This is a genomic window from Nostoc sp. 2RC (assembly GCF_014222165.1).
GTDB classification, from domain to species: domain Bacteria; phylum Cyanobacteriota; class Cyanobacteriia; order Cyanobacteriales; family Nostocaceae; genus Nostoc; species Nostoc linckia.
In genome coordinates this window covers 1-25,355 of record NZ_JACKZU010000076.1, presented here as the reverse complement: position 1 = coordinate 25,355, position 25,355 = coordinate 1, and the positions used below count along the sequence as shown (strand labels likewise).

At 40.1% G+C, this 25,355-nt stretch carries 22 protein-coding genes, 4 tRNA genes and 1 pseudogene; 19 read left to right on the top strand and 8 right to left on the bottom strand.

Annotated elements, in window-relative coordinates; all coding sequences use genetic code 11:
- Positions 1 to 328: 328 nt before the first annotated feature.
- Both GNE10_RS11515 and GNE10_RS11510 read right to left on the bottom strand, forming a co-directional pair.
- A tRNA-Ser gene (locus GNE10_RS11515) sits at positions 329 to 413 on the bottom strand.
- Between the two features lie 108 nt (positions 414 to 521).
- Positions 522 to 1,442, bottom strand: coding sequence for a TIGR04168 family protein (locus tag GNE10_RS11510; RefSeq protein WP_185565297.1), 921 nt, complete (start codon positions 1,440 to 1,442; stop codon positions 522 to 524).
- Between the two features lie 327 nt (positions 1,443 to 1,769).
- On the opposite strand from GNE10_RS11510, the gene nadA reads away from it, so the two are divergent.
- The 3 genes from nadA to GNE10_RS11495 all read left to right on the top strand — a co-directional run bounded on the left by nadA (position 1,770) and on the right by GNE10_RS11495 (position 3,096).
- Positions 1,770 to 2,744 (top strand): quinolinate synthase NadA, encoded by a 975-nt coding sequence (gene nadA, locus GNE10_RS11505; protein ID WP_185565296.1) that lies wholly within the window; start codon positions 1,770 to 1,772, stop codon positions 2,742 to 2,744.
- Positions 2,745 to 2,864: 120 nt separating this feature from the next.
- Positions 2,865 to 2,947, top strand: a tRNA-Tyr gene (locus GNE10_RS11500).
- Between the two features lie 77 nt (positions 2,948 to 3,024).
- Positions 3,025 to 3,096: transfer RNA gene (locus tag GNE10_RS11495), tRNA-Thr, on the top strand.
- A 126-nt stretch (positions 3,097 to 3,222) separates the two neighbouring features.
- On the opposite strand, the pseudogene GNE10_RS11490 reads toward GNE10_RS11495, so the two are convergent.
- From GNE10_RS11490 to GNE10_RS35875, 3 genes and pseudogenes are all read right to left on the bottom strand, one after another.
- A pseudogene (locus tag GNE10_RS11490) lies at positions 3,223 to 3,520 on the bottom strand (IS630 family transposase); the annotation flags it as partial.
- A 497-nt stretch (positions 3,521 to 4,017) separates the two neighbouring features.
- Positions 4,018 to 4,089: transfer RNA gene (locus GNE10_RS11485), tRNA-Thr, on the bottom strand.
- A gap of 162 nt (positions 4,090 to 4,251) precedes the next feature.
- Positions 4,252 to 4,374, bottom strand: a complete 123-nt coding sequence (locus tag GNE10_RS35875) for a hypothetical protein (protein ID WP_257207711.1) — start codon at positions 4,372 to 4,374, stop codon at positions 4,252 to 4,254.
- Between the two features lie 66 nt (positions 4,375 to 4,440).
- Here GNE10_RS35875 and argF point away from each other — a divergent pair, with 66 nt between their 5' ends.
- From argF to GNE10_RS11440, 9 genes are all read left to right on the top strand, one after another.
- Positions 4,441 to 5,361 (top strand): ornithine carbamoyltransferase, encoded by a 921-nt coding sequence (argF, locus tag GNE10_RS11480; protein ID WP_185565295.1) that lies wholly within the window; start codon positions 4,441 to 4,443, stop codon positions 5,359 to 5,361.
- Positions 5,362 to 5,688: 327 nt separating this feature from the next.
- A complete protein-coding gene (gene lexA / locus GNE10_RS11475; RefSeq protein ID WP_185565294.1) occupies positions 5,689 to 6,294 on the top strand; it encodes a transcriptional repressor LexA in 606 nt (201 codons plus the stop codon).
- Between the two features lie 136 nt (positions 6,295 to 6,430).
- Positions 6,431 to 7,912 carry a DNA phosphorothioation system restriction enzyme gene (locus tag GNE10_RS11470; protein WP_185565299.1) on the top strand — a complete coding sequence of 494 codons (1,482 nt, stop codon included), beginning with the start codon at positions 6,431 to 6,433 and terminating at the stop codon, positions 7,910 to 7,912.
- A 460-nt stretch (positions 7,913 to 8,372) separates the two neighbouring features.
- Positions 8,373 to 8,546, top strand: coding sequence for a hypothetical protein (locus tag GNE10_RS11465; RefSeq protein WP_185565293.1), 174 nt, complete (start codon positions 8,373 to 8,375; stop codon positions 8,544 to 8,546).
- On the top strand, positions 8,543 to 10,615 hold the full coding sequence (locus tag GNE10_RS11460; RefSeq protein WP_185565292.1) for an AAA family ATPase: 2,073 nt from the start codon (positions 8,543 to 8,545) through the stop codon (positions 10,613 to 10,615). Before GNE10_RS11465 ends, GNE10_RS11460 begins: the two co-directional genes overlap by 4 nt.
- An 11-nt stretch (positions 10,616 to 10,626) precedes the next feature.
- Positions 10,627 to 11,196, top strand: a complete 570-nt coding sequence (locus tag GNE10_RS11455) for a Uma2 family endonuclease (protein WP_185565291.1) — start codon at positions 10,627 to 10,629, stop codon at positions 11,194 to 11,196.
- A 107-nt stretch (positions 11,197 to 11,303) separates the two neighbouring features.
- Positions 11,304 to 11,912, top strand: a complete 609-nt coding sequence (locus tag GNE10_RS11450; RefSeq protein WP_185565290.1) for a hypothetical protein — start codon at positions 11,304 to 11,306, stop codon at positions 11,910 to 11,912.
- Between the two features lie 135 nt (positions 11,913 to 12,047).
- Complete coding sequence (locus tag GNE10_RS11445; RefSeq protein WP_185565289.1) at positions 12,048 to 12,518, top strand: DNA phosphorothioation-associated protein 4; 471 nt, start codon at positions 12,048 to 12,050, stop codon at positions 12,516 to 12,518.
- A gap of 23 nt (positions 12,519 to 12,541) precedes the next feature.
- Positions 12,542 to 13,483 (top strand): HNH endonuclease, encoded by a 942-nt coding sequence (locus tag GNE10_RS11440; protein WP_185565288.1) that lies wholly within the window; start codon positions 12,542 to 12,544, stop codon positions 13,481 to 13,483.
- Here the strand turns inward: GNE10_RS11440 and GNE10_RS11435 are convergent, their stop codons facing one another.
- Positions 13,484 to 15,082: a DGQHR domain-containing protein gene (locus tag GNE10_RS11435; protein ID WP_185565287.1), complete on the bottom strand. Its 1,599-nt coding sequence runs from the start codon at positions 15,080 to 15,082 to the stop codon at positions 13,484 to 13,486. It lies immediately after the preceding gene.
- Between the two features lie 155 nt (positions 15,083 to 15,237).
- Between GNE10_RS11435 and dndC the strand changes: the two genes are divergently transcribed.
- On the top strand, positions 15,238 to 16,896 hold the full coding sequence (gene dndC, locus GNE10_RS11430; RefSeq protein ID WP_185565286.1) for a DNA phosphorothioation system sulfurtransferase DndC: 1,659 nt from the start codon (positions 15,238 to 15,240) through the stop codon (positions 16,894 to 16,896).
- Here dndC and GNE10_RS11425 read toward each other — a convergent pair.
- A complete protein-coding gene (locus GNE10_RS11425; RefSeq protein ID WP_260446862.1) occupies positions 16,893 to 17,219 on the bottom strand; it encodes a helix-turn-helix transcriptional regulator in 327 nt (108 codons plus the stop codon). The genes dndC and GNE10_RS11425 overlap by 4 nt on opposite strands.
- 39 nt (positions 17,220 to 17,258) lie before the next feature.
- On the opposite strand from GNE10_RS11425, the gene GNE10_RS11420 reads away from it, so the two are divergent.
- The 6 genes from GNE10_RS11420 (at position 17,259) to GNE10_RS11395 (ending at position 23,963) form a co-directional block, all read left to right on the top strand.
- Positions 17,259 to 17,513: a hypothetical protein gene (locus tag GNE10_RS11420; protein WP_185565285.1), complete on the top strand. Its 255-nt coding sequence runs from the start codon at positions 17,259 to 17,261 to the stop codon at positions 17,511 to 17,513.
- Positions 17,514 to 17,689: 176 nt separating this feature from the next.
- On the top strand, positions 17,690 to 19,675 hold the full coding sequence (gene dndD, locus GNE10_RS11415; protein ID WP_185565284.1) for a DNA sulfur modification protein DndD: 1,986 nt from the start codon (positions 17,690 to 17,692) through the stop codon (positions 19,673 to 19,675).
- A gap of 290 nt (positions 19,676 to 19,965) precedes the next feature.
- Complete coding sequence (gene dndE, locus GNE10_RS11410; protein WP_185565283.1) at positions 19,966 to 20,352, top strand: DNA sulfur modification protein DndE; 387 nt, start codon at positions 19,966 to 19,968, stop codon at positions 20,350 to 20,352.
- A gap of 205 nt (positions 20,353 to 20,557) precedes the next feature.
- Positions 20,558 to 22,015, top strand: a complete 1,458-nt coding sequence (locus GNE10_RS11405) for a DNA phosphorothioation-associated putative methyltransferase (protein WP_185565282.1) — start codon at positions 20,558 to 20,560, stop codon at positions 22,013 to 22,015.
- 266 nt (positions 22,016 to 22,281) lie between these two features.
- The gene (locus GNE10_RS11400; protein ID WP_185565281.1) at positions 22,282 to 23,574 is read left to right on the top strand and encodes an AmpG family muropeptide MFS transporter; all 1,293 of its coding nucleotides are present in this window, start codon (positions 22,282 to 22,284) and stop codon (positions 23,572 to 23,574) included.
- Positions 23,559 to 23,963 carry an ABC transporter permease gene (locus GNE10_RS11395; RefSeq protein ID WP_185565280.1) on the top strand — a complete coding sequence of 135 codons (405 nt, stop codon included), beginning with the start codon at positions 23,559 to 23,561 and terminating at the stop codon, positions 23,961 to 23,963. Before GNE10_RS11400 ends, GNE10_RS11395 begins: the two co-directional genes overlap by 16 nt.
- Before the next feature lie 193 nt (positions 23,964 to 24,156).
- Here the strand turns inward: GNE10_RS11395 and GNE10_RS11390 are convergent.
- On the bottom strand, positions 24,157 to 25,355 hold a 1,199-nt coding region (locus tag GNE10_RS11390), incomplete at its 5' end, for a DUF4159 domain-containing protein (protein WP_185565279.1).

The following is a 25,355-nucleotide window of genomic DNA, read 5'->3' as shown; positions in this document are numbered from 1 at the left end:
GGGGGAAAGATTTCTTCCACATCCTCCCACACCTCCCACACCTCCCACACTCCCCGCTTGCCCAATGCCCAATGCCCAATGCCCAATGCCCAATGTCCTATTTTTAAGGCAGGTCTATTAGTCATCGATGGATAGTTATTAGTATTATTAAGTAAAAAAAATTGCGTATAACTACTAGTGATTAATAAATCAAAATCCTGACTGCGTAAAGCGGGGGATGAGTTAACAACAAATTGTTAATTTCTCAGAATATTGCTCAGTATGTTTACTGTGACACCAGTATTTTCAATTTTACTGAACAGTGAATATTCTTACTTTAAACTTTCAACGGAGAAGGGGAGATTCGAACTCCCGGAACCTTTCGGTTCATCCGATTTCAAGTCGGACGCAATCGACCACTCTGCCACCTCTCCAAATAAACTGTCGAGCTACTGGCTACTGGCATTTGTCGGTTAGCACCAAAGCTGACAGATAATACTATATCTTATCACTAGGCAGGTTGCACTACTGAATGCGAATGTCTACGACACACTGGGCGATCGCTCGTACAAAATTTCCTCTGATAACACCTGAAAGTCATTCCCCACCCACACTAAGGAAGCTTGCTCAACGACACCCGCTTCTAGGGAAACCAAGGAAAAATTACGCAACTTCTGGCCGTCATTTTCCACAATCCTGGGCACAGTAGCCGCATTTAAGTAAATTGTTCCTTCTGGACTTCTAAAAATGGGCTTTCGCAGTTCTTTCTTGGTGTGGCGTAAAGTCCGGTGCATATGACCAAATGTCACCAGGGGAATGGTTTTTCCAGCAGTCAAAGCCTGAGAAATCGCCTCAGCTAAATCTGGATCGCCAAAATCGCCACCGATTGGATGCCAGTCTTTGCCGCAGGGGTCTTCTGGCCGATCGCCTAAGCCACTAGGCCCGTTATGACCAAGAAAAATAATCGTCTGGTAAGCAGCGCTTTTCACTGCTTTGACGATGCGATCGGCAGATTCTTCCAAATCTGTGACACCGTAACGTTCGCGACAAATATCCGCAAATTTCCATTCCGGGCCACCCCAAGTAAAGGGACGACCCCCCACCACAGTTAATTCCCAAGCCGGAAAATCTAATTTTCCGTAACCGACATGGGCAGGGCCTAATAAATCGAGTTGTTCCTGTACCCAGTCTTCCTTAGAACGGTCGTAGGGACACTTTTTGCGTCCCCATTCTGTAGCTGTGAACCAAGCATCGTGGTTGCCCATAACGGCTGCTTTGGGAATATCAACAGAAGCGATCGCTTTCACCACTTCCACTGACTCGTTACCAAAATCCCCAACAAACAGGACTAAATCAACACCCAAATGCTTGAGTGCGATACCATCTTCTATTTCCCATTGGTCGTGAACATCTCCAACTACAGCAATTTTTAGGGTTATCGAATGAGTTTTCTGACTGGTCATGCCACTTTCCTTGCCGTCTATCTCCAGCATAGGAAACTCAGCCGGATTTGGACATTATCTGTAAGAAATCAATCGCTCCACTATTTTTGGTAAAAACTACTATAATTAATTCAACAGGTGGCAGCCAAGAGTCCCAAGCAAATTTTTAATTGGTTGCGAAGGAACGCCGCTCTCTTCCTGGGTATTGGGATTGGAGATTGGGTAAATGTTTTTACAGGATTGGGGCGGGGTTTGAAAAAGAGTCCATAATTCTCCCAGTCCCCAGTACTCAGTCCCCAATTCCCAGTTCTACAAAACTACAAATTGCAACAAAGAGCAACCATAACTGTGTTTACGACTGCACTAGCTCAACGAGAAAAAACCCAACCGGGACAACTACCATTAGATTTGTTTAGCGCCATCGAGAGTCTGAAAAAAGAACTTAACGCGGTCATTCTGGCGCATTACTATCAAGAGCCGGATATTCAAGATATCGCAGACTTTATTGGGGATTCATTACAGCTGGCCAAAGCAGCACAAAACACCAGTGCTGATGTAATTGTCTTTGCTGGCGTTCACTTCATGGCAGAAACAGCAAAGATACTTAATCCCGATAAATTGGTACTTTTACCAGATTTGAATGCTGGTTGCTCTTTAGCAGATAGTTGCCCGCCAAAAGAGTTTGCCGCCTTTAAAGCAGCACATCCAAATCACTTGGTGGTGTCTTACATCAACTGCTCTGCCGAAATTAAGGCAATGAGCGATATTATCTGTACTAGTTCCAATGCTGTGAAAATCGTAGAGCAAATACCCAAAGAGCAACCAATTATTTTTGCTCCAGATCGCAATTTAGGGCGCTACGTTATGGAACAAACTGGACGAGACTTGGTGCTGTGGCAAGGTAGCTGTGTTGTCCATGAGACCTTTTCCGAAAAGAAAATTGTCGAGTTAAAAATTGCTCATCCCCAAGCAGAGGCGATCGCCCACCCAGAATGTGAAACTAGTGTATTGCGCCACGCCAGCTTTATCGGTTCCACAGCAGCTTTACTCAAACATTGTCAAAACAGTTCCGCCGAGGAATTTATCGTGGCAACAGAACCGGGAATCATTCACCAAATGCAAAAACTAGCTCCCCAAAAGCGCTTTATTCCCGCGCCACCGATAAATAACTGCGCTTGCAATGAATGTCCATTTATGCGGCTAAACACCCTAGAAAAGCTCTACTGGGCAATGAAAAATCGCACTCCCGAAATTACCATGTCCGAAGATATCCGTCTTGCTGCACTGCGACCAATGCAACGAATGTTGGAGATGAGTGCGTAGTTAGGAAGTTGCTACAAATTGTAGAGACGTGGTTTGATTGCGTCTCTACCAAAAATTTATTTTTTCTAACACTTGAAATTTATAAAACTTAGTGCTACTATATAAAATCGTGAGACAAATGGGTCGGTGTCCGAGTGGTTAATGGAGACGGACTGTAAATCCGTTGGCTAGCGCCTACGCTGGTTCAAATCCAGCCCGGCCCACCTCTCAAATCGATAAGTTACAATAGCTGGAGAAGACTAAAAATTTCCAGCCTTGTAAATTAAAAAAGTTATTTTTTGCCCGTGTGGCTCAGTGGTAGAGCACACCCTTGGTAAGGGTGAGGTCACGAGTTCAATCCTCGTCACGGGCTTTCCTAAAGTACTGAAAATCAACAGTTTGCAGCCACTTGCATTAATTGGCTGTACTCTACCAGTATCGCTTGAGACAGAAGTACTTGCATAGAAGTTGCATAACATTATTACTTATCAGAATGCTGCAATTTCCACCGATCTTTAGTTTTGAGCCATTCAATAATTGATGCACGCTGTTGTGAGTTTAGCAATCCTTGACTTCCTTTGTAACCCAGCTTTAAACCCTCTACTCCTGAAGCGAAAAATGTCTTCTTTCACTTGCTGATGAACCCTGATGAAACCCCAAGTATCGACTGGATGGCAACATGAGTGTATCCTTCAAGCAGCATTTTGACTGCGTTGGCGAAGCCTTGCCGAAGGCATCGCCCTTTCAACTTCTCGCTTGTCTTTGCTGTTTTCGATAAACTCTGATAGCGATCGCATCCACATTGCTACCCTGCGTACAATATTCCTAAAAATTACCCATATTCTTTTTCAGTATTTTCTCACGGATGATTTAGGATTGCTATAAAAGTTGTTTCAGTGTAGGACTGTTGGAAATATAAAGAAAATTACGAGATATGGGTATGGGTTGAAAGGGTTCAAATCCGTCTGCTTAGCTTTTGCTGCCAAACATAGTGTTTTGACTCGTTTTTTGCATAATCAAGAACAAAAGTTCTCTGTTTAAGCAAGGGTAAAAGTTTTTAGAGCTTGAGTTACACTTAAGCTTATAGTAGTGTTTTGTTTGGGACAGTTTGATGTTGACCAGTTGCCGCACACAGCCAATAAGTCTCTAATATTGCGACATTAATTTGTGAACGATTATCTTCCATGAACTGCGACATTAATGTGTGAAATACGACGTTAGTGTGTGAACGGCAACATCTAATTTGTGAATGTACAACCTAGAACCTGACACAAAAAAGTTTGGCGTTGCTGAGAGCCAGCAGTCGGATTTGAACCGACGACCTTCCGATTACAAGTCGGATGCACTACCACTGTGCTATGCTGGCAAGTCTTTTGTGGATTTTTTTTAATTAGTAACCACGATTTATTATTTTATCATAATCAACGTATTTGTCTAGAGCAATCGCTAAAAAATATTTGGTCTGGAGAATGGGAAGTAAGGAGATGAGGCAGATTGTAATAGAATTTCACCCCTCCACTCCTAAGTTTTAACTTTGAGTCGAAAAATCAGTGATTGCGATCGCGAATAATGTTGGTAAATTAATATTCATAGCAAAAGCTAATTCAAATCCTGGGCTGGACGCCAAAATATCTGGTACATTTGCTTGCATTGTACTTTTTTGACACGGCTGGGTAAAGAAACAGAATTATATAATTGTTCTTTACACATCACGAGCATGGCAGCGTTGAACGGACGAGATTTATTAAGTCTGGCGGACATCAGTCCAACAGAACTTCAAGAACTTCTGCAATTGGCAACTCAACTTAAAAGCAAACAGTTGAAATTGCAGTGTAATAAAGTGCTAGGGTTGTTGTTCTCTAAAGCTTCAACTCGCACGCGGGTAAGTTTTACTGTGGCGATGTATCAACTTGGCGGACAGGTAATCGATCTTAACCCGAATGTCACTCAAGTTAGTCGCGGGGAACCCGTGCAAGATACAGCGCGAGTCTTAGATAGATATCTCGATATTTTGGCAATTCGCACCTTTGCACAGCAGGAGTTAGAAACTTTTGCCAACTATGCCAAGATACCAGTGATTAATGCTTTGACTGATGCCGAACATCCGTGTCAAGTATTAGCTGATTTATTGACAATTCAAGAAGCTTTTGGCAGCCTAACTGGGTTAACTTTAACCTACGTAGGTGATGGAAATAATGTGGCTAATTCTTTGATGTTGGGGTGTGCTTTGGCGGGAATGAATGTCAGAATTGCTACTCCTAAAGGATTTGAGCCAGATTCTCAAATTGTAGAGCAAGCAAGAGCGATCGCTAATAATAAAACTGAAGTCTTACTCACCCACGACCCAGAATTAGCCGCAAAAGGAACTGCCGTACTTTACACTGATGTTTGGGCAAGTATGGGACAAGAAGCAGAAGCCGATAACCGCCTGCCAATTTTCCAACCTTACCAAATTTCCGAGCAGTTATTGAGTCTTGCTGACCCAGAAGCAATTGTTTTACACTGCTTACCAGCCCATCGTGGTGAAGAAATTACTGAAGCAGTTATTGAAGGTTCTCAATCACAAGTTTGGGAACAGGCAGAAAATCGCCTCCACGCCCAAAAGGCTTTGCTTGCTAGTATCTTGGGGGCAGAATGAAGGAAGTTTGGAGTTTGGAGTGAGGAGTTAGGAGTTTGGGGTTTGGAGTTTGGAGTGAGGAGTTAGGAGTTTGGGGTTTGGAGTTAAGAAGAGAGACGTGATTAACCCAAATCTTTCCAAGAGTTAGGAGTTAGGAGTTAAGAGTCAGAATGGCGACGTGCGGCTGACTCTTGACGAGTTATCAGGAAAAAATTAAGAATAAATAGGTGAAAGAAAAGAAAAAATATTCTGCCTTTTGCCTTTAATATTTTTACTTTTCTATTGCTTATAGGGAGTTTTTTGTAGTACTAATGTTCTAGAGACATTTACAATTACTCTCAAAAATTTATGGAACGTTTAACGGAAGCTCAACAAGAACTTTATGAATGGTTAGCTGAATATATCCGAACGCATCAGCATTCGCCTTCAATTCGCCAAATGATGCAAGCGATGAATTTGAAGTCACCAGCGCCAATTCAAAGTCGTTTAGAACATTTACGTACTAAAGGATATATAGAATGGACTGAAGGACAAGCAAGAACGATTAGAATTTTGCGTTCTGTGAAGCAAGGCATACCAATTTTGGGGACGATCGCTGCTGGTGGTTTAATAGAACCATTTACCGATGCTGTAGATCATTTAGACTTTTCTAATTTATCGTTACCTCCCCATACCTACGCTTTGCGGGTAGCTGGGGATAGTATGATTGAGGATTTAATTGCTGATGGCGATGTGGTATTCTTGCGTCCAGTACCAGAACCAAATCAGTTGAAAAATGGTACTATCGTCGCCGCGAGAGTTGATGGATTTGGTACAACATTAAAACGTTTTTATCGTCAAGGCGATCGCGTTACTCTCAAACCAGCAAATTCTAAGTACAATCCCATTGAAGTCAGCGCCATGCAAGTGCAGGTGCAAGGTTCCCTTATTGGTGTTTGGCGGGGTTACAACTGAGGAATAAGAAAGTGATGAGTTATGAGTGATGAGTGATGAGTTTTAAATTAGTAACTCCTAACTCCTAACTTCCAACTCTCAACTCCTAACTCCTAACTCCTAACTCCTAACTCTTAGTTTGTTTGTGCTTAACAATATGTACCTGACGGCAAATCCAGTGCGGGAACTGCCCACTTTCCGATTAAAAGTACCATTTGCAAGGGAAAGTAAGGGCAGTTATCAAACTTCGCAACCATTACCAGGATGTCCAAGGAAGCCTGCATCTTTGCAATTGCGGCAATATCAGCAAGAAGCCATCGCTAGCTGGTTTGCTAATAATGGTAGAGGGACGCTGAAAATGGCTACTGGTAGTGGTAAAACTATCACGGCATTGGCGATCGCTTGTGAATTATATCAGCAGATTAATTTACAAGTGCTGTTGGTGGTGTGTCCTTATCGCCATCTTGTCACCCAATGGGCAAGAGAATGTGAAAAATTTAATTTGCAACCGATTTTAGCTTTTGAGAATTTACGCACTTGGCAAAGTCAACTTTCGACGCAAATTTATAATCTGCGTTCCGGTTCGCAAAAGTTTGTCACGGTGATTACTACCAACTCTACTTTAATTGGAGATGGGTTTCAATCTCAACTGAAATATTTTCCGGCGAAAACTTTAATTATTGGGGATGAGGCGCATAATTTAGGCGCACCAAAGTTAGAAGAAAGTTTACCGCGTCGGGTGGGGTTGAGACTTGCTTTATCTGCCACGCCAGAAAGATATTTTGATGATTTGGGTACGCAATCTTTATTTGATTATTTTGGCCCAGTTCTCCAGCCAGAGTTTACTTTGAGAGATGCGATCGCCTGCGGTGCTTTGGTACATTATCTGTATTATCCGGTGTTAGTGGAGTTAACTGAAGCAGAGAGTATTGCTTATTTAAAGTTAACTAAAAAAATCGGGCGATGTCTGCTATATAGAGAACGAGAAAACGGACAACCAGGAGATTTTGAAGACAATGAAGATTTAAAGCCTTTATTAATGCAAAGGGCAAGGTTAATTGGTGCAGCCGAAAATAAATTAAATGCTTTACGCAATTTAATGGCAACTCGCCGCGAAACTACTCACACGCTTTTTTATTGCAGTGACGGTTCGCCGGAAGATGGGCAACGTTCATCGCTACGCCAACTCAAAGCTGTTGCCAAAATTCTCGGAGTAGAATTAGGTTACAAGGTAAGCACCTATACGGCTCAAACTTCTTTAGCAGAAAGGGAAATATTACGTCGGCAATTTGAAAGTGGCGAATTGCAAGGTTTAGTGGCAATTCGTTGTTTGGATGAAGGTGTGGATATTCCAGCAATTCAAACTGCGGTGATTTTATCAAGTTCTGGTAATCCTCGTCAGTTTATCCAGCGACGGGGAAGAGTTTTACGCCCTCATCCAGCTAAAGAACGTGCAACTATATTTGACATGATTGTTTTGCCACCAGATTTAGATAGAGAAACGATAGAAGTTGAACGGAATTTATTAAGAAAGGAGTTACGCCGCTTTGTAGAATTTGCTGATTTGGCTGATAACGCGGGCGTTGCCAGAATGAAATTACTCGATTTACAAAAGCGATATGGTTTATTGGATATTTGACATATCTGGTGACAATGAATGTAGAGACGTAGCAATGCTAAGTCTCTACAAGGGTTTTGGGTAACGCGAAATTAATTTCACCAAATGTCTAATGAATCAGATGATATTTGTATTTTTTTGTAAAAAAATTTGAGTTTAGTAGAAACAAGCATTAACTATGAAATAATAAAAATATGAATCATATTATAATGGGATATAGGCAAAATTTTTAAACCAATTTACATCCCATTGTAATATGGTTTAATTAAAACTAATCTTACCAGAAATCCATGAAAGAATAAACCATTTTTTCAAAAAAAATCAGATATCGAGATACAGTAAATTTTAATGAAAATGAAGTACACAATCGAAGTTTCAAACCCTGGTCTCAAGCCTATTGGACTTCTGAGTTCTGAATTCTGACTCCTGAATTCTGAATTCTGTTTTGTTAAAATATAAAAAAATTATTTTAGAATCCAAGATGCCACAAGAGGCGAATATCGATGAGGTGCAGGAGCCAATTACCAGCGCTCCACCCGAAGTAAAGCAAATAATTGAGCGGGTGTGGAAACTGGAAAAAAGTAGGCTAGATCGGAAAAGCAAAGGGCATATTAACGATGATATTCTAGATATTATTAAGGAAGCAGTGCAATGAAACTGACTTCAATAAAATTGTGCAATTTTCGCTCCTTTTACGGTACAACGCCAGAAATGAATCTCGCTGGAGGAGAGATTCACAACACGACGATTATTCATGGTAATAACGGTGCAGGTAAAACAAGTTTGTTGAATGCATTTACCTGGGTATTATATGAGAAATTTAGTGCGGCATTTGCATCAACAGAACAATTAGTAAATAAAAGAGCGATCGCCGAAGCCGAAAGAGGGCAAACTATAGAATGTTGGGTAGAAATTGGTTGGGAACATGATGTCACCCGCTATCGAGTTAAACGTTTTTGTCGAGTTTACAAAAACGCCAGCGAAATCGAAGCAGGTAAAACTCAATTAACCATGTGGGTGAGTGGCGACGATGGCAAATGGAATTTACCCACCCAGCCACCAGAGGATATTATTAATCAAATTTTACCAGCTAGTTTACATCAATATTTTTTCTTTGACGGCGAACGCATTGAAGAGATAGTGCGTTCTGATAAAAAAGCCGAAATCGCCGAAGCGACAAAGATTTTCTTAGGCGTAGAAATCATCGAACGTTCCATTACACATTTAAAAGGAGCCAAAAAAAGTTTAGAAACTGAATTAACAGCTATAGGTGACGCGGAAACCAAACAACTTTTACGACAGCAAGAAAAGTTAGAACGGGAAGTTGATAGTATTACTCAACGCCAAAGCGAAATTCAACAAGAATTAGAATATCAACAAACCTTTAAAAAAGAAACAAGCAACCGTTTACGAGAACTCAGTGCTGCTAAAGAACTGCAAGAAAGAAGACAGAATTTAGAATCACAGAAAGAAGCAAACCGCGAAGAACTGAGAAAAACTAGAGAAGCACTGAAAAAAGTGATTTCAGCGCGGGGTTATACAGTATTGTTATCAGACACCACAAGCCAATTTCGCAAAATTCTAGATGATTTTAAGCAGCGTGGTGAATTAACTTCGGGAATTTCGCGGGAATTTATCAATGAATTACTCAAATCTAAACGTTGCATTTGTGGTGTAGACTTAAATGCAGGGACTCATCACCATAACAACGTGCAAATCTGGCTAGAACGAGCAGGCTCATCGACAGTAGAAGAAACTGCAATTCGTATGAGTGCCCAAGTAGATGAAATTGATAAGCAAGCAATAGCATTTTGGGAAGAAGTTGACCGAGAACAAGTGAGAATTGAACAGTTAAGGCAAACAATATCCCAACTGGAAATTGAATTAGATAGTATTCAAGAACGATTACGCAAAGATGCTAACGAAGAAATTAGCAGTTTACAAAAACGCCTAGACGAAATTGAAGCGAAAATTGATGAATTAAATCGAGAACAAGGTGCAAATCAACAGCGAATTGCTCAACTACAAACAGAAATTGATGCTTTGAGTAAACAAATAGGCAAACAGAAATTGAATGAAGCTAAACAAGTTTTAGCACAACGGCGTATCAATGCTACCCAAGATGCCATTGAACGGTTAACAGAAGTCAAAAATCGTCAAGAAAAACAATTTCGTTTGCAACTTGAAAAACGAGTCCAAGAAATATTCGCAGAAATTTCTGTTGCACCATATATCCCCAAAATCAGCGATAAATATGAATTGACACTGATAGAAAATACAGCAGGTATTGAAGCGCCAGTTGCAGCTTCCACAGGCGAAAATCAAATTCTGAGTTTGTCCTTTATTGCCAGTATCATTGATAGAGTGCGGGAGTGGAGCGAAAAGCGAAAAATGATGATGCTTCCCGATAGTAGTACCTTCCCAATTGTTATGGATTCGCCATTTGGTAGTTTAGATGAAATTTCCCGACGACACATTGCCAAGACAATTCCGAAATTAGCGAATCAATTAATAGTGTTAGTCACCAAGACTCAATGGCGGGGTGAAGTAGAAGAGGAAATCGCAGATAGAATTGGTAGAGAATATGTGCTGACTTATTATTCTTCCAAACCAGATTGCGAGCAAGATTATATTGAATTGGCTGGCGAAAGATATCCTTTGGTGAAACAAAGTCCCAACGAATTTGAATATACTGAAATTATGGTGGTTGAGCGTAATTTTTAAAGGATGAAGTTATGGTTGCGAGTCCAGACAAAAAGTATATGACTCCTCAGGAATATCTGGAATGGGAAGAACATCAAGATATGAAATACGAATATATCAATGGTGAAGTCTTCGCCATGACTGGGGGTACAATTCCTCATACTACTATCGCTCTAAATTTAGCTTCAGCATTCAAAAGTCAACTCCGAGGAAGTCCATGTCGCGCCTTTATGGCAGATGCAAAAGTAGGAATAACTGAAAACGGGCCGTTTCACTACCCGGATGTTGTAGTGAGTTGTGATGAAAGAGACAAACGAGCGATTCAATTTCTTCAGTATCCTTGTCTAATTGTCGAAGTCCTCTCTCCCAGTACAGAAGCTTACGATAGAGGTAAAAAATTTATTCAATATCGCCACATCCAAACTTTACAAGAATATGTACTGATTGATGCTGAAAAGATAAGTTTAGATTGCTTCCGGCTAAATGATAGAGGAATTTGGGAATTACATCCCTATGAAGAGGGGGATGAAGTTCATTTAACTAGCGTTGATTTTCACTTTCCCATATCTTTAGTTTACGAAGACGTTGAGTTTGAAATCTAAGTTTTGGAGAAATGAAGTATAAATTAATTGCCCAGTAACAAACGCTCAACACAAGTACAATTATATTTAACATAATTTGTCGCTTTGTATAAGCGATCGCCATCATCATGAGCAGAGCCAAAATTCTCGACCCAGCCGAGAGTTATACCTTCAGCAAATATGCTGAATTAGCCTACGATAGCGCTGATATCCTAGCTGAATTTGGTGTTACCCTCAACAATACCTCACTCCAACTCCCACAACAGTTACCAATAGATCCCGAACCATTGAGAACAGAACTGCAAGAAAATCTCACTTTGGTAGATCCTGTTTCCGAAATGGCTAGACGCGAAGCACTGATATTTCCAATTCTCAAAACAGTTTGCAAATTCATTCAAGTACCACTCAAAATTGAATATCCTGTAAAAGTCAGCAATTGGCTTAAAGGCAGTTTTGATTATTTCATTCCTACCCCGCAAAATTTATTAGTAATTGAAGCTAAAAATGCAGATTTGGCTAGAGGTTTTACCCAGTTAGCAGTAGAATTAATTGCCCTAGATCGATGGACTGATTCAACAGTTCCCATGCTTTATGGTACCGTCACAACAGGGGATACCTGGAAATTTGGAATTTTTCACCGCAAAAAAAAAATAATTGACAAAGATATCAATACATACGCAATTCCTAGCGATTTGAATTTAGTACTTTCTGCTCTCTTTGGTATTGGTTTGAGCTAGGTGAAAAATCAGATTCAGAATACAGAAGATTTTTTTGTGGGAGCGATCGCTGCTATTTTGGTATAAAAGAGTGTCGAGGCGTAGGCAACGCTTCTAGGTTTCGGTTATTATGACAACACAGTAGATATTGAAGTCATGGCTGCGAATAGAATCAAAGTTGCTAAAGATAAGGCCGAGTTAGTCAAATCCTTAGTCACATCAAAAGACACAACAGGGCCTTTTCAAACTTATGTAGAAGTAATGGTATTTGCCGCTGCTTTAGGCGTTAGATATAAAAAGCGTATACCTTTAGGCGAGACTACCAAAAGAGAACCTTCTCCCATTCCCCAAGAAAACTTTGTCTCATTGGGACATGAACTAATAATTAAATTATTGGGAATTAATGAAACACAAGATATAGAAATTATTTCTTCACAAGAAGAAGAATATGAAGATAAACGCACCCAAATTTTTGAAGAATATGCTAACGGAGGTCTAGAAATTTTACAAAGTGAATTACGCGGAGCTGTAGATTATTCAGAGCGCATTCTTTTATTTTTAATTGCTGAAAAAGATAATCAAGAATCGCTAGTTGAAGAATTTGACCTGAGCAGATTTTTAAGTTAATTTTTGAAATATCATAAAAATTGATGAAAACTTTAGATTATTACTATAAATCTTTTTTTCAATTAAATGTAAGTAGTAGTCGTCAGCGTGGTAATGCTCACTATAAACCAATATTGGTTTTAACTGTCATTGATTTGATTATGCGAGGAGTTATTAATGATAATCGAATTCCAGTTTCAGAAGAATTAATTCAAACATTTGAGAGATACTGGAGTATTTTAGGTTCTAAATCTTATCAAGGTGGTTTGCACTATCCATTCTTTCATTTACAAAATGAGGGATTTTGGCACTTAGTATTTAAGTCAGAATTTAAGGGTCTACAGCCAAAAACAACTAACAAACTAAAAGAGGCTGTTGAATATGCTTATCTTGATAACGAACTATTTAATTTTTTTCAAGATGAATCTTCAAGGGAAGAATTAATTGATTCATTAGTAACAACTTTTTTTGCAGAACAGCAAGACGAATTTGAAGATATTTGGCAAATTAACGAATCTTTTGAAGAAGATGATTTACCTACAGAAAAATTAGCTGCTTCAACTAACTTAGATAATAATCCAAGATGGGGTATTAGAAAGGCAGTAATTAGAAATGCATTTTTTAGAAAAACTATTGTTCGTGTATACGATTCCCAATGTGCTTTTTGTGGCATTAGAGTCACTAAAGCCGTAAATCAAAATATTGTAGATGGCGCACATATCAAGCCATTCGCACAATTTTATGACAGCAGAATTCATAATGGTATTGCTCTTTGCAAAAATCACCATTGGGCTTTTGACCGTGGTTGGTTTACTGCTGATGAGCAGTATAAAATTATTGTTAGTAAAAAACTAGAAGAAATATCTCCCTACACTAAACCCATGAAAGATTTTCATGGCGAAACCTTACTGCTACCAAATAAAGAGCAATACTTTCCAGAATTAGAAGCCCTCCAATGGCATCGGCAAAATATATTTCAAGGGTAATTACAACACAGGCGGAAGTCCCACTTCTTTTAGTTCCACAAATTCACCATCAAAACCAATTGTTTTATTTTCCACAGTCCTAGCATTAGCTAAAGCCTTACGCAGTTCAGCACGTTCCATTGAATCTTCAATTCCGCCAAGGATGTAAATTAATAACTTTGTCGCTAATTCTTTTCCAGAAACCTGCACTCGCTTTTTATTAGGGTCATACAAAACCCCATACCAAAGAGACTGAGGATATTCCATCCCAGCAAAACCACCTTGCTGGTCAAACTTTCGCAACTTCTTAAAAATACTGGTTAGAGAAAAACCTTTTTTAAAGACTAAAAATCCTAAAGCTTGTGCTAAAGCAACTTGCGCTACAGGACGGAAAAGTATATTTGCTTCGCCACCGCCCTTTTCAAAGCTAAACCTCCGCAAAACAGGCGTGTCTTCATGTTCCAAAATTTTATAACTAGGCAAATTAGCCAAGTTATCAAAAAGCTTTTTAAATTCCTCAATTCCTTCCTCAATTTCTTCGTTTTCTGGGCGCATGGGAATTAAACCTTTTTCCAATGGTTTCCAGTGTGGGAATTTTTGACCTAAATATCGCTCAGACATATCTTGTAGTGCTTGCAGTGTCGTCAAAACTGTAGAGTTTGCCGCTACAGTTGCACTATTCCAATTAACACGCGGGTTACGATTTAGACGTTGTTCTAAAAGTGGATGAGTCACTGCAATTTTTCTAGCCACAATAGAAAAACCATCATCTTCATTTAACTGTGCTAACTGACCTTTAGTTAAAGGCGCAGCCATCAGGTTGACATGGACAAAAATCGACCTTACCCTTCTTCTAGCTTGGTTGCGAGTCTCCCCAGCGTTAACTGCACAAATGAACTCAATACCAATTTTTTCTTTAGGTAAGCTTTGTAAATAAGCAGGATCTACTTGATATTGCTCTATCAAATCTGACACTGTAATAAAACTATCATCAGCAGTTTTATCCTTTTTATATCGCTGGAGTTTGCCAGTTTTAATTAACTCGATTAAACCTTGAACTCCCATCAGTCGATGTTGACCATCTAGCGCATAAATGGTTACATTTTCTTCAGAAACATTGAGTAAGCCGACCTTACCATCTTTATCTAGTGGTGTAAAATCTGTAGTAGATTTTGTGGCGCGTTCTTCACTGTCCCACTCAGATGCTTTAGGGTTATCTACCCAACGTTGATTAATTACTACTAGCACTGCTGGAAACTTATGATTTTTTCTAGCAGCCAAATACTGAACTAAGGGTGCTTGACGCGACCAGTCAACGGGGCGTTGTTGAATTTCATCAATACTATCCGCATCAATTTCGATATTATCTGTTTCTGGATTGTACTTTTTTTGTAGCAGAGGTAAACCAGAGGCGAAATGAACTCGCCCTGCAAACCATTCTAGGGTGACGGAACCAACATAAGCTTCACTTCCACCCATCTCAGTTTTTTGAACGAGAATTTGGTCTTTCTTTTCTAAAAATTTCTGCAAAAGTAAAGCTAGTACCTCTTTTTCTTTGTTTTCTCTCTCTAGGTACTCTCTAGCAATATCAGCAGTTAGGTCAGATGCGATGTCACTCATATTAATTTTTAAAAACTTACTCTTGTGAGGTAGCTATATTGTCCAAAAAGTTAGATACTAATACATTAGTTTTTAAAAACTTTTTGGGAACCCGCGCATTCCATACGCTGGGGTAAAAAAAGCGGTAACGCCCAAACGTCCAGAGGTAGGAAGCAATGACTGAAGCACAACAATCAGAAAATAAAGGTCAGCAGACACGTACTGTAGCAGAGTTGGTAGAGTATATCCAAGTTCTGACCACTGAAATTCAAGAATTGTATTGTTTAGATGCAATCCCTTGGGTTGTTGGTTATTCGGGCGGCAAGGACAGCACGGCGACTTTACAGCTTGTTTGGAATGCGATACTGGGACTTCCACCAGAAAAGCGAACTAAGCCAATTCATGTCATTACGACTGATACAGGTGTAGAAAATCCTTATGTAGCTGCTTGGGTACGCAACTCACTAGAGCAAATGAAAATAGCTGCTCAAGAACAAAACATGCCAATAGAACCGCATTTATTACAACCAGAGATTAAACAAACATACTGGGTAGGTTTAATTGGCAAAGGCTACCCAGCACCACGTCATAAATTCCGTTGGTGTACTGGACGATTGAAAATTGACCCTTCTAACCTTTTTATTCGTAATGTTATCAGAGCTAGTGGCGAAACAATTGTTTTATTAGGAACTCGCAAAACTGAAAGTGTCAATCGTGCTGCTATCATGTCAAAACGTGAAGTAGGTAGAGTACGCGAACGCCTAAGTCCTCATCCTAGCCTTGTTAACTCATTGCTTTATACTCCTATTGAAGATTGGCGAACTGATGAAGTTTGGCTGTATTTAATGCAATGGGATAATCCTTGGGGATACAGCAACAAAGATTTATTTGCTATGTATCGAGGTGCAACAGCAGATAATGAATGTCCTTTAGTTGTTGATACTTCTACCCCTAGTTGTGGTAGCTCTCGTTTTGGATGCTGGGTCTGTACGCTAGTTAATAGTGATAGGTCTATGCAAGCGATGATTCAAAATGATGAGGAAAAAGAATGGTTACAACCTTTAATTGATATTCGTTTAGAGGAATTAGATATTGATAACGACCGTGAGAAACGAGACTTCCGCCGCATTTGGGGAGAAGTACAACTATTTGAGCGTAACTTAGATGGAGAAATTTCTATTGAACCAATACCAGGCCCTTACGTTAAATATTGGCGGGAACATTTGTTAAGACGACTTTTAGAAGCGCAAACAACAATTCGTCAAACAGCACCAGAAAATATGCGCGATATTAACCTCATTTCTATCGAAGAATTGAGTGAAATTCGCCGTATTTGGTTAGAAGAAAAACACGAGTTTGACGATAGTTTACCCCGCATTTATCAAGAAGTCACAGGTGAAGAATTTAAAGACCCGCGTCCAGGTGCAGACCTTAGCTTATTAGGTAGCGATGAATGGGCTGTGTTAGAAGAAGTCTGTGCAGATGATGAAATGCACTTAGAACTGATGGCGAAACTTTTAGACACAGAACGCCAATTTCGGAAAATGTCGCGTCGTATAGGAATTTACGAAAGTTTAGAAAAATGCTTTACTACCAGTTCTCGTTCTAAAGATGAAGCAGTGAAAAATGCTCACCTAAAACGAGATTTGAAAACAGCAGTAGAACAAGGTGATATTGAAAAAGTCAAGCAATTAACTTTAGCAGATTTTGTTGCGCCAGAGGAACAAACCAGTACACCCGATATACAAAATGACACAACAAATACTACAAAATCTGCTGACAATGACAAGACTTGGGCAAATGTGAAATTTAAAAATAAACAGGCAAAGTCCTAAGCTTGCTCATTATCCTCATCAGCATCTCCCAAGTACAGCCTGATAAAATCTTCTGCTGCGGCGGGATTAATTTTCTTGAGTGCGTCACGAATTTCTAACAGCGTATCAGCAACAGGATCTCTAATTTCATTCACCCAACGGTGAACATTTGGCCGTCCCGTTCCCATTGTCACTGCTAATTTGTTTTGGCTGATACCGTAAATTTCTAAGACCTGCTTCAGTGCTTTTCCTGCTTTCCCCATACCTTTGATTGTGTCAAAGGCTTTTAACAGAGTAAATGTTACCCATCGGTAACTAAAGGTGTAAGATAGTGTTGTTGCCAATAGGTAACAACACAGCTTACAACAAACAGGTAAATTCCAATGACTCAAAGCTTTGTAGCTACAACTTTTCAAACCACTGCGCCGCTTGTTTCCACCAACGACTCTACAGAAACAACACCAGATAGAGAGTCTGTAAAAGTAGTAATTTATGGTTCTAAAAGAGGTGTTAACAATACAATTCTGACTTTATACAAACTTGGTTTCGCCGAACTTAACGAGTGGAGTCCTTTATTACCTAGTTCTAACTCTGGTGAAGTTATGAGTATTTTAACTAGGCACATTGTGACTACTTAAGTTAAAAATATACCTGGCGATTAGAAATCGCGGCTACACAAACAAAACCCGCCTGCGCGGGTTAAGAAAAATAAATTTTATCTTATCTTAGTCCGCGAAGGTGGACTTTGCCTGTGTAGCCGCGAATTCCATTCGCCCAAAATAATTTTCGCCCCATATTGTATCTATAAAGACAAATGTTATTTCTCGAACTCGTATTACAAAATTTTGGCCCTTACTCTGGCAGACAAGTAATTAATCTTGACCCAAGAACTGAGGAAAATCCTCGCCCAATTCTCTTATTAGGCGGTATGAATGGCGGGGGTAAAACTACTCTCATGGATGCTATTCGTCTTGCCCTATATGGACAACGCGCCCAATGCTCAACGCGTGGTAATCTGAGCTATAGTGATTTTTTAAATCAATGTGTTAATAGTAAAGCTAACCCTGCTGAAAAGACCCGAATTGAGTTACTATTTGAACACGTTGAAGACGATAAGCCAGTTAGATATCGTATTGTACGCTATTGGGAAAAAAATCCTAAAGATGGTAAAGATACATTAGGAATTTTAGGGGATGATGATACTTGGCCAGAGTCTTTAGTGAAGATTTGGGACGATTATATAGAAAATCTTCTACCATTAGGTATTTCCAATTTATTCTTATTTGATGGGGAACAAGTTAAAGAACTGGCAGAACAAGAAACACCACCGCAGATGGTTATTGAAGCTATTCGCGGACTTTTAGGGCTAGAATTAGCAGATAAATTGGCTGTTGATTTGGAGGTTTTAGTCAACCGTAAGCGTAAAGAAATGGCTGATACCAAAGATTTAGCCAACCTAGAAGAAATTGAAACCAGGTTATTACAACAGCAAGAAGATTATCAAATAACGGAACAGAAATTAGCTATTTTCAAAAATCAAGTTGAAGAATTAGAAGTTATACAGCGGGAAGCTTTAGATAAATTCGTATCTGAGGGTGGTAAAATTGCCGCAGAACGCAGTCAGTTGGAAGAAAAACAAAAAGAAAAAACTACGGCGTTAGAAACAATTAGACAGTCATTATGTGAATTAGCCTCTGATATTTTACCTTTAGCGTTAATTCCTAATTTATTCAATCAGGTAGAAGTACAGGGAGCAAATGAATTTCGCAATCAGCAGGTACAACTTGCGAGAGATGTTTTGCTTGAGCGAGATAAACGCTTACTTGAATGGCTAAGTCAGTTAGCGATCGCTTCAACACAACTCGACAAAATTCAATCATTTCTAGCCGAAGATATAGATAATTTATATGCGAATTCGCTCCAAGCCGAAGCACCTTGGTTATTAGCTGATGAGGAAAGTTTGAGTCAACTAGATAATGTGAGATATCATTTACAGAATGCTCGTAATTTAGCAAAACAAAAGTTAAGTAATCTCAAGAATCTGGAAGAAGAAATCATTACCTTAGAAAGACAAGTGCAAACAGCAGCAGAACCAGAAGCTTATCAAAAGCTACGGGATGCTGTGGACGCAGCACAAAATCAAGTTATCCAAGCTAAAGCAAATTACGAAACAACTCGGCAAAAGTTAGCGACATTAACGGATGCAATTGAAATCACCAAAAAAGAATTAAAAGATTATACTGACAAAAATATAGACCATAAAAATAGGGAACATATCATTACCTCAGCTTCTAAAGTTCAAGAAACACTTAAGGTTTTTCGAGAAAAATTAACACTACGAAAACTCAATAAATTAGAGGAAGAAGTGAAGAATTGTTTCCTCTATCTACTGCATAAATCCGACTTAGTATTTCGCATCGCTATTGATACTAAAACCTTTGCCTTATCTTTGTTCGATTTCGATGGGAAACCAGTTCCCAAACATCGCCTTTCGGCTGGAGAAAAACAACTCCTAGCGATCGCTTTTCTCTGGGGACTCGCCAAAGTCTCTGGACTGCGCTTACCTGTAGCCATCGACACACCCCTCGGTAGACTGGACTCCTCCCACCGCAACAACTTAGTAGAAAAATACTTCCCCGCCGCTAGCCATCAAGTAATTCTGCTTTCTACTGATACCGAAATCGGTAACAAAGAAGTGGAAACATTAAGGAAAAATGAAGCGATCGCCCGCGAATACCTTTTAAAATACGACTCCGTTACTCGCCAAACAACAGTACTAGAAAATCAATATTTTTGGTAGGAGATATCGAGACTAAATAAAATCACTATTTTATTTAGCCTGGATATTTACAATATATGTAATGAACCTCGGAAAATAGATAGGTAGTTATGGATTCACCATATTTACTAAAAATAGAGCGCGAACTAAATAATTTTTCATTAGAACAACTCGAATGTTGAACTATCTGCTGGCCGTGAAATCAGTCGCAATTCAGGGCTTTCCATTAATTAATATTCCTTGGCGAAAACTTAAGTCATACTCTTAGTTTTCTCAACCGTATGATTCATGTATCACTATTTATAAACACTATGGAATCCCCAATGGAAAGAATTAAACTTTCCCAAACAGCCAAAGACCAACTTAGCAAACTTAAGCGCAGTACCAAAATCGACCAATGGAATATCCTCTGTCGTTGGGCGTTTTGTCGTTCCCTCGCAGAACCAACTCCACCCTCCCCCGTCCCAATTCCCCAAGATAGCAACGTTGAAATGACTTGGCGTGTCTTTGGTGGTGAAATGTCCGATCTTCTCCTCCTCGCCCTCAAGCAACGCTGTCACAATGATGGCTATGATACCGATAAAGAAACCCTCGCCACCCAATTCCGCCTACACTTACATCGCGGTATCGGTTATTTAGCAGGCGATCAAAATATCAAGAAAATTGAAGATTTAATAGAACTAGCCATCAAAGATTGAAAGGATATTAGTTAACTGTTAACCATACCAATTTTAGATTTTAGATTTTAGATTTTAGATTATTTCGGTTCATGCCCTGCTCCTTGTGGGCAAAACAAATCCAAAATCCAAGATTTAAAATCGTCAAGCCCCTACCCAGAGCAATCTGTTTCAATCCAAAATCCAAAATTTAAAATCCAAAATCGATTGACTGTTAACTGATATTATGCCTGAAGCTTTAGAAATCGATCGCCATCGAGCTGCGATCGCTCGCAATGATATCTCCCGCCCGGTGCGATTAGCAATTGAATGGGCAATTCTGCATCAAAATACCACTTTTTTTGACTACGGTTGCGGCTACGGTGGTGATGTGCAGCGAGTAGCAAATCTGGGCTACACCAGTGCAGGTTGGGATCCTTACTACTATCCTGATGTCCCACACACTCCCGCCGATGTCGTCAATTTGGGTTATGTCCTCAACGTCATCGAAGATGCACAGGAACGCCGCCAAAGTCTCATCCAAGCTTGGGAACTCGCACAGCAAGTTTTAATTGTCGCTGCTCAAGTGTTAGTTAATGCCCCCAGTAAAACCCAAGTGGCTTACAACGATGGCATTGTCACCCGCCGCAATACTTTTCAGAAATATTACGAACAAGAAGAACTCAAAACTTATATTGATGAAGTCCTCAATGTGGATGCGGTACCTGTAGCGCTTGGTGTGTACTTTGTTTTTCGAGATGAAGCCCAAAAAGAAAGTTACAAAGCTATCCGCTTCTTTTCTACTTCTTCTACACCGCGAGTCCGTATTCCTACCAAGCGGTTTGAAGATTACCAAGAACAGCTACAACCACTCATGGCTTTTTTTACTAAGCGCGGTAGGTTGCCTGTAAAAGGCGAATTGGAAAACGAACAACAACTACTAACAGAATTTGGTAACTTCCGCCGTGCCTTTGGCGTAGTTTTGCAAGCCACCGACGAAGCAGAATGGGATGCGATCGCTTATCGTCGTTCTCTAGATATCCAAGTATATCTCGCCCTCACCCACTTCGATCGCCGCCCTGCATGGCAGAAGCTATCACCCGAAATGCGTCACGACATCAAAGCTTTTTTTAGTAGCTACGAAGAAGCCTGCCAAGTCGCCGACCAAAAGCTTTTCAGTTTAGGCAAAACTGGAGTGATTCAAACTGCTTGCGAAAAAAGCAAAATTGGTAAACACACGCGTGGTGCCCTTTACGTCCATGTTTCGGCCCTTGCAGCCCTCGATCCTTTGCTGCGAATTTACGAAGGCTGCGCTAGCCGTACCATTGGCCGTGTAGATGGAGCCACGTTGATAAAATATCACATTGAACAGCCGCAAATATCCTATCTTTTTTACCCAGAATTTGATACCAATCCCCATCCAGCTTTACAAGCAAGTATAGGTATTGACTTAAAAACCCTGGCTGTTACTCACCGAGAATATCAAACTAGAGCCAATCCGCCAATTTTGCACCGAAAAGAGACATTTGTTACCACTACATACCCACGTTACGGAGAATTTGCTCAACTCACCCAACAAGAAGAAGAATTAGGATTGCTCAAAGCCAAAAGCGATATCGGTACTCGTGAAGGTTGGGAAAAATGCCTTGCTGCACACAAAGTAGAAATCAGGGGACATCAGGTTTATCCAATTGCCGAAAGTTAATCATCAACCATCTGTCTTCTGAATTGGCAGTTCCTTAACCCAAGTCTATTGCGCTATAAAGGTATCCTGAATTTCGATTTAGACCAAGTAAATCTTGGTGAGTTGGTGTGCTTGCAGGAAACAGAGAGAATTTCTGCTGCTGCCATCGCCCAAATTCTTATAAGTATTACTTTAAATGATACATTTATTCATTGCCTTGTTGTACTTTATCCAAACTCCAATTACCATGACTGAAATTTCCTCAAAAGAGGCAAAAATTTGAAACTATGAGGGAAATTAAATCACTGCTGCAAGTTTTCGGTAGTCGCAAGATGGCGACTTTATTATTTTTAGGCTTTGCATCGGGTTTACCTTTATTGTTAATCGGTAACACCTTGAAGGCTTGGATGACCGTTGAAAAGGTAGATTTAGCTGCTATTGGCTGGTTTAGCCTTGCTGGGTTGCCTTATTCATTGAAGTTTCTCTGGTCGCCGTTAGTAGACAGGTTTAGCCTACCAGTTTTGGGACGACGACGGGGTTGGTTAATTTTGACACAAATATGTTTGGTAATCGCCATCGCCGTTATGGCCTTTCAACAACCCAAACAAGCATTACAGCTTTTAGCCATCAACGCCATAGTCATTGCTTTTATCAGTGCAACTCAAGATATCGCCAGTGATGCTTACCGCACCGACATTTTAGAAAAACTCGAAATGGGGGCTGGTGCAGCGGTTTTTATCTTAGGTTATCGCATTGCCTTGTTAGTGGCAGGGGCTTTAGCCTTGATACTTGCCGATAAAATGCCTTGGTCTTCAGTTTATTTATTAATGGCACTCATAATGTCCATTGGTATTTTTGCCACTTTGTTAGCACCAGAACCCAAGGAAATTAGCCCTCCGGCTTCTTTAGCTGATGCTGTAATTTTACCTTTTGGTGAATTTTTTGGGCGTCAAGGTATCTTCTACGCTATTTTAATTCTTGTGTTCATTACCCTATATAAACTGGGTGATGCTTTGCTCAGCAATATGACCACGCCGTTTTTGCTGCAAACAGGTTTCACCAAAACCGATATTGGAGCAATTCAAGTCGGTATGGGATTAATTGCAACCATTGTCGGTGCCTTAGCAGGTGGTTCAATTTTGAGTACTATAGGCATCAATCGATCGCTTTGGGTTTTTGGTATTCTACAAGCAGTAAGTAATTTAGCTTACTTTTTTCTCGCATATATCGGTAAAAATTACCAAGCTATGGTACTTGCCATCAACATAGAACAATTTTGTGGTGGATTGGGGACAGCAGCCTTTGTTGCCTTTTTGATGAGTCTTTGTAACCAGAGGTTTTCCGCAACTCAATATGCTTTGCTTTCTAGCTTAATGGCTGTCAGCCGGGATATTCTCGCAGCACCAGGAGGAGCGATCGCTCAAAGCACTGGTTGGCCTATATTTTTCTTAATCACCATCGCCGCCGCTATCCCCGGACTACTTTTATTGCCAGTATTTGCCCCTTGGAACCCTCAACCAGCGGCAGTATCCAGACCAGGAATTGACGATGAAGAAGAGGACTTATGGGGAATCAAGTAGTTATTGCTGTCGGCACATTCATCCTCTTGCTTACTGGTTTATTACTTGGGTATGTTCTCTCGCAGTTAGTTTTAGGATTTCTAGCCTTTAACCTCTTAACTTTTTTTGGAACCCTCAGCTTAATTTTAATTTTTGGTACGCTTTATTACGTTTTATTTTGGCAATTGCGGAGAGAGCAGTCTCAGCCATCATCACTGGAACGCCCGATATCAAACCAAACAACAGAAGATGTATCTGATAGCTATCTGAAAAACAGATTAATTGCCAGATTATCCGGCGATACCGCCGCTGCTGAAAGGTTAATTGAACAGGCAAGAGAAACTTATCCTGGAATGCCGGAAAATTGGTATTGCGAAAGAGTGCTTGATGACTTAGAGGGCGATCGATAATGGGGAATGGGGTATGGGGAAAAGGTTAAAGGGAAAAGGGAAAAGGGAAAAGGGGAGATGGAAAGATGGGGGAGTGTGGGGAGTGTGGGGAGTGTGGGGGGAAAGATTTCTTCCACATCCTCCCACACCTCCCACACCTCCCACACTCCCCGCTTGCCCAATGCCCAATGCCCTATTTTTAAGCTAGGTCTATTCACCACTGTCCAGAATTATCTTCTCGTTGTAAACCAATTAACTGTCGGCGCTTCCAAGCATAATGAAGAATATTAATTCCCAGTTCTTGAGCTATACGAATGGTTAATCTGGGTAAACTCAAATCTCTATCTAATCCCCAAGCAGTTGCTAAATCACCAATTACTAAAATAATTCCTCCACCCATTAAAAGTTTAATCTGCTGTTGATTCACCAATGGCAGTGCCGCAAATAAGAAAGGTTTTGTTCTTAAAGGATGACTGCGTTGTAATTCTTCTAATGGTCTTAAAGGACTCTCTAATTGTTGTGCTAATGCTTGAGTACTATCAATCAAAGCATTAGCATTTGTTGGTGCATCAACTAAAAGTACGCCACCTAAATTTAGATAATTTCTCAAGGATTCAAATTCGAGACTATTTAAAGATAAAGCTTGCTCGCCAGTGAGATAAAGTAGGTCATAATCTTGGATATTTTCTGATAAAGAAATTTGACCTGGTTCATCTGCTCCCCGCAAGCTGGGATATAAGGATTCTACCGCTTGTAATAAGTATGAAAGATTGAAAAAATTACGCGCACATTCAGGATCGCTATGATTTGTCTGGGCAATGCTTACCAGTGCTTGGGGACGCATTTGTGCTTGGCGGCGATAACGCAAATCAATGTTGTTATACCCAGGGAAAAAAGCATCCGCAGGTTGGGTAATGTCAGTATGTCCTGGTTGTAGGAGAATGCGACATATTTCAATTTCTGAACTGATTGGCGTTGAATTTCTTTGGTCAATTCGATAGGTTTCTTGCACAATATCTCTTTGCTGTGCGCGTCGCAATTCATCAGGATCTACATAGCTAACTACTAAATAAATTGTGATTGGTTCTGAAGTTGCTACTTCTATATCAATGGGAAAATCATAGGAAGTGGGTACAATAATTAAATTACCTGCTAAATCAATGGCGATACCTGGTTGAATTTGTACCCAACGTCCATCTCGATATCTAGCTTCTACTTGGCTGGGTGCGGGTATATCTCGCACACCCAAACCGCAGACAATTCCTGGTTGATTTAAACTTTGATATTGGGCATTTTGCCGCAGCCGATGATAATCGTGAGCTGCTCGCCAGCGTTCGGCATTAATTAGTAATCCGTCTGCGGCTTGTAGGCGTTCAAAGGATTTAATTGGTGGGGGTGGGAAGGGGTGAGACA

What these genes read in the sequence shown, in the direction of transcription:
- lexA (WP_185565294.1), top strand. Translation starts at nt 5,689, where the DNA reads ATGGAACGTTTAACGGAAGCTCAACAAGAACTTTATGAATGGTTAGCT.
- GNE10_RS11440 (WP_185565288.1), top strand. Translation starts at nt 12,542, where the DNA reads ATGAAAACTTTAGATTATTACTATAAATCTTTTTTTCAATTAAATGTA.
- GNE10_RS11510 (WP_185565297.1), bottom strand. Translation starts at nt 1,442, where the DNA reads ATGACCAGTCAGAAAACTCATTCGATAACCCTAAAAATTGCTGTAGTT.
- dndD (WP_185565284.1), top strand. Translation starts at nt 17,690, where the DNA reads ATGTTATTTCTCGAACTCGTATTACAAAATTTTGGCCCTTACTCTGGC.
- GNE10_RS11455 (WP_185565291.1), top strand. Translation starts at nt 10,627, where the DNA reads ATGGTTGCGAGTCCAGACAAAAAGTATATGACTCCTCAGGAATATCTG.
- GNE10_RS11395 (WP_185565280.1), top strand. Translation starts at nt 23,559, where the DNA reads ATGGGGAATCAAGTAGTTATTGCTGTCGGCACATTCATCCTCTTGCTT.
- GNE10_RS11405 (WP_185565282.1), top strand. Translation starts at nt 20,558, where the DNA reads ATGCCTGAAGCTTTAGAAATCGATCGCCATCGAGCTGCGATCGCTCGC.
- argF (WP_185565295.1), top strand. Translation starts at nt 4,441, where the DNA reads ATGGCAGCGTTGAACGGACGAGATTTATTAAGTCTGGCGGACATCAGT.
- GNE10_RS11400 (WP_185565281.1), top strand. Translation starts at nt 22,282, where the DNA reads ATGAGGGAAATTAAATCACTGCTGCAAGTTTTCGGTAGTCGCAAGATG.
- GNE10_RS11420 (WP_185565285.1), top strand. Translation starts at nt 17,259, where the DNA reads ATGACTCAAAGCTTTGTAGCTACAACTTTTCAAACCACTGCGCCGCTT.
- GNE10_RS11470 (WP_185565299.1), top strand. Translation starts at nt 6,431, where the DNA reads ATGTACCTGACGGCAAATCCAGTGCGGGAACTGCCCACTTTCCGATTA.
- GNE10_RS11465 (WP_185565293.1), top strand. Translation starts at nt 8,373, where the DNA reads ATGCCACAAGAGGCGAATATCGATGAGGTGCAGGAGCCAATTACCAGC.
- GNE10_RS35875 (WP_257207711.1), bottom strand. Translation starts at nt 4,374, where the DNA reads ATGCAAGCAAATGTACCAGATATTTTGGCGTCCAGCCCAGGATTTGAA.
- GNE10_RS11435 (WP_185565287.1), bottom strand. Translation starts at nt 15,082, where the DNA reads ATGAGTGACATCGCATCTGACCTAACTGCTGATATTGCTAGAGAGTAC.
- GNE10_RS11460 (WP_185565292.1), top strand. Translation starts at nt 8,543, where the DNA reads ATGAAACTGACTTCAATAAAATTGTGCAATTTTCGCTCCTTTTACGGT.
- dndC (WP_185565286.1), top strand. Translation starts at nt 15,238, where the DNA reads ATGACTGAAGCACAACAATCAGAAAATAAAGGTCAGCAGACACGTACT.
- GNE10_RS11445 (WP_185565289.1), top strand. Translation starts at nt 12,048, where the DNA reads ATGGCTGCGAATAGAATCAAAGTTGCTAAAGATAAGGCCGAGTTAGTC.
- GNE10_RS11450 (WP_185565290.1), top strand. Translation starts at nt 11,304, where the DNA reads ATGAGCAGAGCCAAAATTCTCGACCCAGCCGAGAGTTATACCTTCAGC.
- dndE (WP_185565283.1), top strand. Translation starts at nt 19,966, where the DNA reads ATGGAATCCCCAATGGAAAGAATTAAACTTTCCCAAACAGCCAAAGAC.